General features: G+C 28.1%; 1 pseudogene. It reads left to right on the top strand.

Annotated elements, in window-relative coordinates:
* A pseudogene (locus HMPREF0072_RS10370) lies at positions 1 to 414 on the top strand (hypothetical protein); the annotation flags it as partial.
* Positions 415 to 509 lie beyond the last annotated feature (95 nt).

Here is a 509-nt window from a genome sequence, read left to right as displayed (position 1 = left end):
ATAAATTACAAGATGAACACCTATGTAGATAAGAACCTAATTGACAGCTTTCAATACACCTATGATCCATTAGATGCAAGTGATTTAAAAGAGCTAGTACAGATAAAGACATCTATTGGATTTTGGGATTTTAGTGAGCTTGTATCAGTAAATGAAGAAAAACTGAGAGAAGTAATGGGACTTGAAATAGATGATGATGGCAACTTCTATGATCCATTATCTAAAGATATGGATTTAGACGGAATAATAGATAGAAATGATGCTGATTTTAGAGATAGTAAAGTGCAGGAAATAGGAGATTTTGAAATGAAAGAAAAAACATCTATTATGGATAAATTAAAGGGATATAGGGAGAATTTAGCAGTAAATAATAATATAAAAGAAATAAATAATAGTGAACCATGTGGCAGATAAAACTTTAAATGATATTATTAGAGGAAAAAGAATATGGAATTTGATATAGATAGATTTAATGAATTTATTCAAGAAAATTTTTCTTTTGATGGTGC

Source organism: Anaerococcus lactolyticus ATCC 51172 (assembly GCF_000156575.1).
GTDB lineage: Bacteria > Bacillota > Clostridia > Tissierellales > Peptoniphilaceae > Anaerococcus > Anaerococcus lactolyticus.
The sequence above is the reverse complement of the archived record's forward strand: the minus strand, read 5'-3'. Positions and strand labels throughout refer to the sequence as shown.